This is a genomic window from Lutibacter sp. (genome assembly GCF_040883305.1).
In the GTDB taxonomy this organism is placed as follows: domain Bacteria; phylum Bacteroidota; class Bacteroidia; order Flavobacteriales; family Flavobacteriaceae; genus Lutibacter.
This window is the reverse complement of record NZ_JBFLKT010000368.1, coordinates 1-9839: the sequence shown is the minus strand read 5'-3', so window position 1 is coordinate 9839 and position 9839 is coordinate 1. Positions and strand designations below refer to the sequence as shown.

The window sequence follows — 9839 nt, the reverse complement described above, 5'->3', positions numbered from 1 at the left end:
TTTGCTTTTGTTAAAAAATCAGGTGCAAATTGGGGTCATTTTTCTTCTAACAGAGAATTAGGAAAAGGAGATGATGATATTTATTATTTTGAAGAACTAGCTCCAGATGAACTTGATTGTAATCAATTAGTTGAAGGTTTAGTTAGAGAAAAAGAAACAGGAGCTTTAATGCCAGGAGCCTTAGTTGTTTTATATGGAAAAGATGGTGAGAAAATTGAAAGTGTAATTGCAGATAAGTATGCATCATTTACTTTTAAATTAGACTGTAAAACACCTTATAAAGTTGTGGCTTCAAAAGAAAATTATGATAAAGATTTCGAGGAATTCGAAACATCAGATGTAAGAGATTTAGAACTTGCTATTGGGTTAACACTAACTCCAAGTGAATTTATTGTTGTTCGAGGTAAGTTAATGGTAAATATAAACCCAATTTATTTTGATTTAGATAAATCATTTATCAGAAAAGATGCAGCTATTGAATTAGAAAAAGTTGTAAGAGTAATGCAGAAGTATCCTAAAATAAAGATAGCTTCAGGATCTCATACAGATAGCCGCGCAACAGATAGTTATAATATGAAATTATCTGATCGCAGAGCAAAATCATCTATAGAATGGATAATTTCAAAAGGAATTGATCCTGCTAGAATTACAGGAAAAGGTTATGGAGAAACGCAACTTGTTAATAAATGCTCAGATGGTGTTAAATGTTCTGAAGCAGAACACCAATTAAATAGAAGAACAGAATTTATAATTGTAAACCCAGAAGCGGTAAATCAATAATTAGCTTATTCTTTAACTACAAAATGCCACAATTAATTGTGGCATTTTGTAGTTAAAGATGTTTCGTTTTTTAGTTTTAAAACAAAAAAATAAGATGTGGTTTTTTTCCAATATAAAATTTTTAAGAACTGCCAAACTAATAGTCCTATATTGAATTCAGAAAAAAGAAATTGGTGATTAAAATTCAATTTCTTTTGATTGGGATAAATATTGTTAGAGAAGAAGTATCTACAAAATAAAAGAATTGAATTTGTAATTGAAAATCCAGAAGTTATAGATTAATTATATAATTCTTCTATAAATACTCTTAGTTTTTCTCCGTGAAGATTGCTTGCAATAATTTTTCCATTAGGGTCTATCAAAAAATTTGTTGGTAATGAAGTTATTCCATATTCAATAGCAATAGCAGTTTTAAAACCTTCAACAGTTGAAACATTTGTCCAAATTCTATTATCTGTTTTTAGTGCCTTTAACCAACGTTCTTTATTAGAATCTAAAGAGATGCTGTAAATATTAAAACCTTTAGAATTGTAGTTAGAATATAAACTATTTAGCAAACTACTTTCTGTTCTGCACGGCGGACACCAACTTGCCCAAAAATCGATTAAAGTGTACGTACCTTTTATGGAATCTAATGCAATACGATTATTAAATTGATCTGGCATTTTAATTGTTGTAAAGGTATTTCCAATACTTGTTTTTTTAAGAAGTTGCACTCTTTCAAGTAGTTTTTTTGTAATTTCTAAATTAGGATGTACTTCTTCAAAATTAGTTACTATTTGGTCTAAAACGGCTAAATTTTCATTATTCCAACGGATTGAGGTTGGATAAATAGCAATAGAAGTTCCCATGTTGTCTTTTACAAATTGGATCAATTCATTTAAATGAATTTTATAATTTTCTACTTCAAAAGTTCTTAATTTAGTAATAATATGACCGTTCCCTTGTTGAGTTTTTAACTTTTTTATACTGTCTCGAACAGTTGTAACCAATCTTTTTAATGATGCTTTTCTAAAGGATTCATAATCGGTTAATAATTGAGTATCGTTAGATCCTGAAACTGTTAAATCTTCGATTGTATTCCCTTTTATTTCTATATGTTGATCTTTATCAATATCAAGTTGAAGTGTTTTTTTGTTATCAAAAGTTAAGTTATAGAGGTTTGGTTCTAAAAAATAAACAGCATTAAATTTTCCTCGTTTATTAACTTTTAAGGTATCAATTAGTATTGTTTTATTAGTTTGAAGATCTTCTAGTTGAGATAGTAATATATAATCAGTTTCTAAATTAGAAATACTTCCAGAAATAATAAATGAATTGCTGTTTTTAGGAGAACAACTGTTGAAAATTATGAATATAAATGCAATGCTTACGAAATTAAAGATTCTAAATAAGTTCATTAATAAAAAGTTTAATTTCTTTGACGTAAACCTGTGTTTTAACTAACAAAATTATTACGAAATATCTATATCTGTTTCATCTTTAACAACTGTAAAAAAATCTGGAAATAAAGTAGTCGCTAAGTTTTTTACCGGTTCATATAAAATTGAAGTTTCTTTTTGTTCTTCAGAAATAAATGGAATGGTATTATTAAGTTTAGTGAAAACAGATAATAAAATACTTAATATAATTCCTATTTTTAAAGCTCCAAAACCACCACCAAGTATTTTATTTAACAATCCAAGTGAAGCAAAATCAGCAATTTTAGTGAGTAATTTACCTAACAATCCAATTGTTAAAACTATAATTGCAAAGGTAATTGCAAAGGATACAATTGTAATATATCTTTCTTCCCAAGACACACGATCTGCTAAAAAATTACCAATAAAATAAGAGAAGTGAATTGCTCCATAAACACCAGCAATTAAAGCAATAAGTGAAGCCACTTCAACAAATAGGCCTTTAAACAAACCTCTAATAAAACCAAAAAGCAAGAGTGCCGCAATTATAATGTCAAAAGTATTCATAATAATGTTTTTGTAAATATACATGAATGGATTTGTATATTTGCAACCAAACTAAAAATATCAAATGTCTAGAGATCAAAAATTAAAGGAAGATTACGAGCAAATTCTCGAGATTTTAGCAACCAAATTTGGTGAAGGTGAGCAACTTAATGTAGATGCCATTATTTATTTAATTGGAGTACAAGAATTAGGAAAAGGAGCCGTAGAATTTAAAAAAGACGATAAAGTTAACTTAATGCATATTGCAATTTGCAGGTTATTAGAACCTTTTGGTTATTACGAATTTGACTTTTATGATGAGGATGGTTGGCCACATTATAAAGTATTAGAAGAATTGCCACCATTAAAATCTGGTGAACAAACCGTGCTTATAAAAGAAGCTATTGTATTGTATTTTAAAGCTCAGGAATTGATTCCAAATTAGTCTTGTTTATTCTTTTCAAACTTTAATAAATCAAACAACTTTATTTGTTATAATATATAATATTGGATTTTATGCAAAATATTAAAATTACTTATATTTGGTCTGATTTTTTGAATAAATTAATAAAAATAAAATGAAGAAAAAGCTTCTACTCTTACTGTTTTTAATAAATGCAACAATTCAAAGTCAAACTTTTGTAAAAGGAACTATGAGTCCTGAAATTAGCGATTTAGAATATGTAATCTTATACCAACTAAAAGGGGCAAAGCAATTGTATGTTACAAATGTTGATATAAATAATGGCGAATTTAAAATCGATTTTCCCGAAAATTCACCTAAAGGAATGTATCGATTGGTGTATGATATGAACAATGGTGGTTTTGTAGACGTATTATTTACAAATGAATCTATTGAATTGAAATTCGATCCAACATTTCCATCAGGAACATTACAATTTTTAAGTTCAGAAGAAAATATAGTATATGCTAATTATAAAATACAAACTGATAATTTAAAGCAAAAGTTAGATTCTCTTCAATTAGTTTGTTTTAGATTAAAAGATGATTCTACAGCCATTAAATTTACGAGTGAATATTATAAAAAAACACGGCAAAATTATAGAGAAACACAAACTAAATTTGAAGAGAACTCAAAAAATATGTTGGTAAATAATTTTATTAAGGCAAGCAATAAATATTATGCTCCAGAGGTTTTTTCGTCTCCGCAACTATATCTAAATAGTGAAAAAATGCATTATTTTGATACAGTAGATTTTGAAAATACAGTATTGCAAAATTCAATTTTTTATACTGAAAAAATAGTAGATTATGTATTTTATTTAAACCAATCTGATGAAGTTGAGGTCCAAAATAAATTATATATAAATGCTATTAATGAAGTTGTGGATAAAATTGATGAAAATTTTGCGCTAAAAAGTGAAATTTTAACAACATTAATGTACAATTTTTCTCAATTAGAAAATAGTAAACTTATAGATTATATTATTGAAAATTTTTACAATAAACTTCCTCTAGAATACCAAAATTTATCGGATATAGAACAAATTCAGAACTCTGTTAAATTTGCAATAGGAAAAATGGCACCAGATTTTTCTTGGGAAGAAAATGGAAGTGAAAAAAGTTTGTATAAAATAGATAATGCAGCAACTTACATTGTAGTTTTTTGGAGTACAACGTGTTCTCATTGTTTGGTGGAAGTTCCTGAATTATATGAATTTATAAAAGGTAATGACAAGGTTCACGTAATTGCAGTTGCCTTAGAAAACGATGAACTAGGTTTTAATCATTATTCGGGAAAGTTTGAGAAATGGACAAATGTTTTAGGCTTAGAAAAGTGGCAAAATTCCATTGCACGTGCCTATGAAATTTCTTCAACACCTAGTTATTTTGTTTTGGATAGCAATAAAAAAATAATTTCTAAACCTTATGCTTTAGAAGATGTTAAAGAATATATTGAGAAGCATTAAAAACAAATAGGCTGTCTAGAATTTTACTATTTAAACAGCCTAAATTTTTATTTAATGATTACATTGGTGATTGTGTTCATGCTCGTGTTCATGAGTATGAGCACAGGTAATGCCATTATCTAAGATCTCTCCTTTTAAAAAGTTAGTTACAATTTCCTTGGTATTTCCTGTACAACCACGTATTACTTCAATATTAAACTTATTTAATACATTAATTGCACCTTGACCTATTCCGCCAGCCAACATAATAGTAACTCCATGTTCGGATAAAACTTGCGCAATATTAGATTTACATCCGCAACCTTGTTCAGATGCTAATATTTTTGTAGCAACTATGTTAGTTTCTTCTGAAATTGTATAAATTTCATAAAATTCACATTGACCAAAATGATCTTCTATTTGGTTATTTTTAGTAACCGGGATCGCAATTATTTTCATTTTTATTTAATTTTAAATGACTTATTTTTTATCTAATTGTATCAGTTCTTCAGAGTTATTATCACTAACTTTTATGCATTTTATATGATTTTCTTTTTCTTCAACTAGTTTAAAACACCTTTTACATCGGCGCCATTCTTTTTCGAATTTGTAGTTTCCACCATCAATTACAATTGCTTTTCCTTCAACAAATGCTTTTGTAATATTTTTTAACGCTTTATTATAAATTCTGGTTAATGTTGGTCTTGAAACATTCATTAGCACAGCTGCTTCTTTTTGCTGAAGCATTTCGTAATTAACCAACCGAATGCTTTCATATTCTTCAATTGTTAATTGAACAACTTCGAGTTCACATTTTGGAATCCCAAATGGTTTAAAACCTTTCATTTTTGGAGGTTTGTAAACTCTTCTATTTTTTTCGGGTCTTGCCATGTGTTCATCTAAAGTTGAAATTAAAATACAAATATAATGAACCTGCGTTCATAATTCTAACATTATTAATTATATTTGATAAATTTTTTATACGAATGAAAACAAAGATTAATAATTCAATAACCACACAATACAAAGTAGTTTTTTCTAAAATGTTAAATGACCAAAATACGTTGTTTGGAGGTGTTGCAATGCAGTGGATGGACGAGGTTGCCTATATTACGGCAATGCGTTTTACTAGGAGAAAAATGGTTACAGTATCTACGGATAAAATTAAGTTTTTAAAACCTGTTAAATCCGGAGACATTGTTGAAATAATTGGAACTGTTGTAAACGTAGGATTGGCAAAAATTACCATTCAGGTTGAAATATTTACGGAGCAATTGGACTCTGAAATAAAACAAAAAGCCATTCAAGGCTTTTTTGTTTTTGCTGCAATCGATAAAAATAACAAACCAATGCGTATTTAAAAAGTTATTTAAAAGTGTAAAAAAGCATCCTCAAGATGTTCAATTTTAAATGTGTATTGATTTTTTAGAATTGCAATAATATCAAACCGAACTTCAACATCTAAATCTTTTACTGTGACATATTGGTTAATAGCATCAACCAATAATTTAATTTTTTTCTGATTCACAAAATCTTGTGGATTTCCAAAATAATCGCTCGAGCGTGTTTTAACTTCCACTACAGCTAAAATTTCACTTTTTAAAGCAATAATATCTACTTCTGCTTTTTTAAAAAACCAATTTTTTTCAAGTATTTTATACCCGTTTTTTTCTAAGTATTCGACAGCGAGTTCTTCACCTTTTTTACCTAATTCATTATGTGTAGCCATTTTTTTGATTTTAGTAGTAATATTCTGAGTTAAAATAAAGTATTCCAAATATTTCTAAATCTAAAGATAGTATAAACTTTTTACACGGTTATATACTTAGCCAAACAGAAAAAGGCTGTCTAAAAATCTATTTTAGACAGCCTTTTGTATATGTAAATAAATGTTTTACTCACCCATTTTAGCCCAACTGTCACGTAAAGGAACGGTTCTGTTAAAAACCAAATTATTTTCAGTGGTGTCTTTATCAACACAAAAATATCCTAAACGTTGAAATTGAAATCTATCTAATACTTTAGAATTTTTTAGACTAGGTTCAACAAATGCTTCAATAATATTTAAAGAATCTGGATTTATAAACTCTTTAAAATCTTTGTCTTTATTTCCGTCAGGAGCTTCATCTGTAAACAAACGATCGTACACTCTTACTTCTGCTTTTTCGGCGTGTTTTACAGAAACCCAGTGTAATGTTCCTTTAACTTTACGTTTACTAGCTTCTGTTCCACTTCCACTTAAAGAATCTTCATCATAGGTGCAATGTATTTCAGTAACTTCACCGTTTGCATTTTTTACACAGCTTTCAGCTTTAATAATATATGCATTTTTTAAACGCACTTCTTTACCTAATTTTAAACGGAAAAATTTTTTATTTGCTTCTTCTCTAAAATCTTCTTTTTCAATATATATTTCACGACTAAAAGGAACAGCTCTGCTACCAAAACCTTCTTCATAATCGTTATAATTGGCATCTAAAAACTCTTCTTTACCCTCTGGATAGTTGGTGATTATAACTTTAACAGGATCTAAAACAGCCATAACTCGTGGAGCCGTTTTATTTAAATCGTCTTTAATACAGTGCTCTAATAATGCAACATCGGTAACGTTATCTCTTTTTGAGATTCCTGCAGTATCGCTAAATTTTCGAATAGCGTTTGGAGTATAACCACGTCTTCGTAATCCTGATATTGTTGGCATTCTTGGATCATCCCAACCAGTAACAATTTTTTCTTCAACTAATTGTAGTAATTTACGTTTACTCATTACAGTATAACTTAAATTTCTACGTGCAAACTCTCGCTGTTTTGGTCTTAATGGTAGTTTTGAAGCATCAAAAACTTGGTCTACATACCAATCGTATAAATCTCTATGCGATTTAAATTCTAACGTACAAATCGAATGAGAAATTTGCTCTAAATAATCCGATTCACCGTGCGTCCAGTCGTACATTGGGTAAATACACCAATCGTTACCTGTTCTGTGATGATGTTTCTTTAAAATGCGATACATAATTGGATCACGCATATGCATATTGGTATGTTTCATATCAATTTTAGCACGCAACACATGAGAACCTTCTTCTAATTCTCCATTTTTCATTTTCATGAACAACTCCAAGTTTTCTTCAATACTTCTATCTCGGTTTGCACTATTAGTTCCAGGTTCAGTAGGCGTTCCTTTTTGGGTTGCCATTTGTTCTGAAGATTGATTATCTACATACGCTTTTCCTTCTTTAATAAGCATAATAGTCCAATCAAATAATTGTTGAAAATAGTCTGAAGAATACAACTCTTTATCCCATTTAAATCCAAGCCACTCAATATCGTGTTTAATAGCATCTACATATTCTTGCTCTTCTTTTACGGGGTTTGTATCGTCAAAACGTAAATTTACAGGTGCGTTGTAGCGCAATCCCAATCCAAAATTTAAACAAATAGAAGCTGCGTGTCCAATATGTAAATAACCATTTGGCTCAGGCGGGAATCTAAATCGTAATTTATCTTTTGATAATCCGTTTGCTAAATCTTCTTCAATAATTTGTTCAATAAAATTCAGCGACTTTTTTTCTTCACTCATAATTCTAAAATAATAAGCTGCAAAATTATCGATTTTTTTTCGCAATAGCTATAAATAATTAATAGTACAATTGTTTAGTAGTAAAGCTAGATTATAAAAATTTTTAAATTCTAGCCCAATAATTTGGGCGTTCCCTTTCAGGTCGGGCTTTCACTACTCGCTTTTTTAGTTGCAAAAGGCAACAAAAAAGAGCTCAAACACGTCGTTCAATCCCTAACGTAACTTTTGGGTTTTTAGAAATTGTAAATTATTTATAAAAAGGAGTAATTCTAAATTCATAATTCTAAATTTGTAATTCATAATTTAAGAAAAATGGGAGTTATTAAAGTAAAAAATATACGTGTATATGCCTATCACGGTTGTTTGGTTGAAGAAGGGAAAATTGGTTCAGATTATAGAGTAGATTTAGCAGTAAAAGCGAATCTATCTAAATCGGCTATTTCAGACAATCTTGCCGATACCGTTGATTATGTGCATTTGAACAAGATTGTAAAAGAAGAAATGGCAATTAGGTCTAAGCTTTTAGAAGAAGTTGCCAAACGTATTTTAGATCGTATTTTAAATGAAATTGCCATTGTAAAAACTGCTAAAGTTGAAGTTTCTAAAATAAATCCACCAATTGGAGGTAATGTTGCAATGGTTACTATAGAAATGAGCAAGCGTAGAAAATAAATACAAATATTTAATTTTATAGCCGTTTTACAAATCAATAATTAAACAGAGATACAATAATTTCAAAAAAATGTTGCCAACTTATTAAAAATGGTTAAATTTGCAATCCAATTAAGGCGTCGTGGCCGAGTGGCTAGGCTGGGCTCTGCAAAAGCTCCTACAGCGGTTCGAATCCGCTCGACGCCTCTACAAAAACCTAAGTAATCTGCTTAGGTTTTTTTGATTTATTTAACATATAGTTACATAGAAAATCCCGTATCTTTGTAAAACCCATGTACTACAACTTAAAAAGTTTGCCTAGTTAAGGTTTAAGTTGTTATTGTGCAGTTGAAAATTTTAAACGAGAATGACAATTTACCCTATTGAAACAGGAAACTTCAAGTTAGATGGCGGTGCTATGTTTGGAGTAGTTCCAAAAACACTTTGGCAACGCACAAACCCAGCAGATAGTAATAATTTAATAGATATGAGTATGCGAAGCATGCTTATTCAAGACGGAAATCGACTTATTTTAATTGATACAGGAACTGGTAATAAACAATCTGATAAGTTTTTTGGTTATTATTTCCCTTTTGGCGATTTTTCTTTAGACACTTCGTTAGCAAAATACGGTTTTCATAGAGACGATATTACGGATGTTTTTTTAACACATCTACATTTCGACCATTGCGGAGGAGCAATTCAATGGAATAAGGATAGAACAGGTTACGAACCAGCTTTTAAAAATGCTAAATTTTGGTCTAATAAAAACCACTGGCAATGGGCAGTTGAGCCAAATGTTAGAGAAAAAGCTTCCTTTTTAAAAGAGAATATAAATCCAATTGAAGCTAGTGGACAATTAAATTTTGTGAATTTACCAACAGGTGATTTTGCAACAAATACAGCACTTGGTTTCGATATTTTATTTGCAGATGGACATACCGAAAAGCAAATGATTCCACACATTCAATA

12 protein-coding genes and 1 tRNA gene are annotated in these 9839 nt (G+C 29.4%); 7 read left to right on the top strand and 6 right to left on the bottom strand.

Translation table 11 applies throughout. The annotated features are described in order from the left end of the window. The coding region (locus tag AB1Z17_RS11855; protein WP_368052005.1) for an OmpA family protein at window positions 1-780 on the top strand (780 nt) is incomplete at its 5' end. Window positions 781-1058: 278 nt separating this feature from the next. Here AB1Z17_RS11855 and AB1Z17_RS11850 read toward each other — a convergent pair. After that, entirely contained in the window at window positions 1059-2180 is a 1122-nt protein-coding gene (locus tag AB1Z17_RS11850; protein WP_368052004.1) for a TlpA family protein disulfide reductase, read from the bottom strand. 54 nt (window positions 2181-2234) lie between these two features. Next, window positions 2235-2747, bottom strand: a complete 513-nt coding sequence (locus AB1Z17_RS11845; RefSeq protein WP_368052003.1) for a CvpA family protein — start codon at window positions 2745-2747, stop codon at window positions 2235-2237. A 64-nt stretch (window positions 2748-2811) separates the two neighbouring features. On the opposite strand from AB1Z17_RS11845, the gene AB1Z17_RS11840 reads away from it, so the two are divergent. After that, entirely contained in the window at window positions 2812-3171 is a 360-nt protein-coding gene (locus tag AB1Z17_RS11840) for a hypothetical protein (RefSeq protein ID WP_368052002.1), read from the top strand. A gap of 133 nt (window positions 3172-3304) precedes the next feature. Continuing rightward, complete coding sequence (locus tag AB1Z17_RS11835; RefSeq protein ID WP_368052001.1) at window positions 3305-4657, top strand: TlpA family protein disulfide reductase; 1353 nt, start codon at window positions 3305-3307, stop codon at window positions 4655-4657. Between the two features lie 51 nt (window positions 4658-4708). On the opposite strand, the gene AB1Z17_RS11830 is transcribed toward AB1Z17_RS11835, so the two are convergent. Further along, window positions 4709-5095: a NifB/NifX family molybdenum-iron cluster-binding protein gene (locus tag AB1Z17_RS11830; RefSeq protein WP_368052000.1), complete on the bottom strand. Its 387-nt coding sequence runs from the start codon at window positions 5093-5095 to the stop codon at window positions 4709-4711. 21 nt (window positions 5096-5116) lie between these two features. After that, window positions 5117-5527 carry a DUF134 domain-containing protein gene (locus AB1Z17_RS11825; protein ID WP_368051999.1) on the bottom strand — a complete coding sequence of 137 codons (411 nt, stop codon included), beginning with the start codon at window positions 5525-5527 and terminating at the stop codon, window positions 5117-5119. Window positions 5528-5622: 95 nt separating this feature from the next. Here AB1Z17_RS11825 and AB1Z17_RS11820 point away from each other — a divergent pair, with 95 nt between their 5' ends. Further along, window positions 5623-5997: an acyl-CoA thioesterase gene (locus tag AB1Z17_RS11820; RefSeq protein WP_368051998.1), complete on the top strand. Its 375-nt coding sequence runs from the start codon at window positions 5623-5625 to the stop codon at window positions 5995-5997. 8 nt (window positions 5998-6005) lie between these two features. Here the strand turns inward: AB1Z17_RS11820 and AB1Z17_RS11815 are convergent, their stop codons facing one another. Then, window positions 6006-6365 carry a YraN family protein gene (locus AB1Z17_RS11815; protein ID WP_368051997.1) on the bottom strand — a complete coding sequence of 120 codons (360 nt, stop codon included), beginning with the start codon at window positions 6363-6365 and terminating at the stop codon, window positions 6006-6008. A gap of 165 nt (window positions 6366-6530) precedes the next feature. Continuing rightward, window positions 6531-8216: a glutamine--tRNA ligase/YqeY domain fusion protein gene (locus tag AB1Z17_RS11810; protein ID WP_368051996.1), complete on the bottom strand. Its 1686-nt coding sequence runs from the start codon at window positions 8214-8216 to the stop codon at window positions 6531-6533. 312 nt (window positions 8217-8528) lie between these two features. Between AB1Z17_RS11810 and folB the strand changes: the two genes are divergently transcribed. The 3 genes from folB to AB1Z17_RS11795 form a co-directional block, all read left to right on the top strand. Beyond that, on the top strand, window positions 8529-8888 hold the full coding sequence (folB, locus tag AB1Z17_RS11805) for a dihydroneopterin aldolase (RefSeq protein WP_368051995.1): 360 nt from the start codon (window positions 8529-8531) through the stop codon (window positions 8886-8888). Between the two features lie 115 nt (window positions 8889-9003). After that, a tRNA-Cys gene (locus AB1Z17_RS11800) sits at window positions 9004-9074 on the top strand. 160 nt (window positions 9075-9234) lie between these two features. Then, on the top strand, window positions 9235-9839 hold a 605-nt coding region (locus tag AB1Z17_RS11795), incomplete at its 3' end, for an MBL fold metallo-hydrolase (protein WP_368051994.1).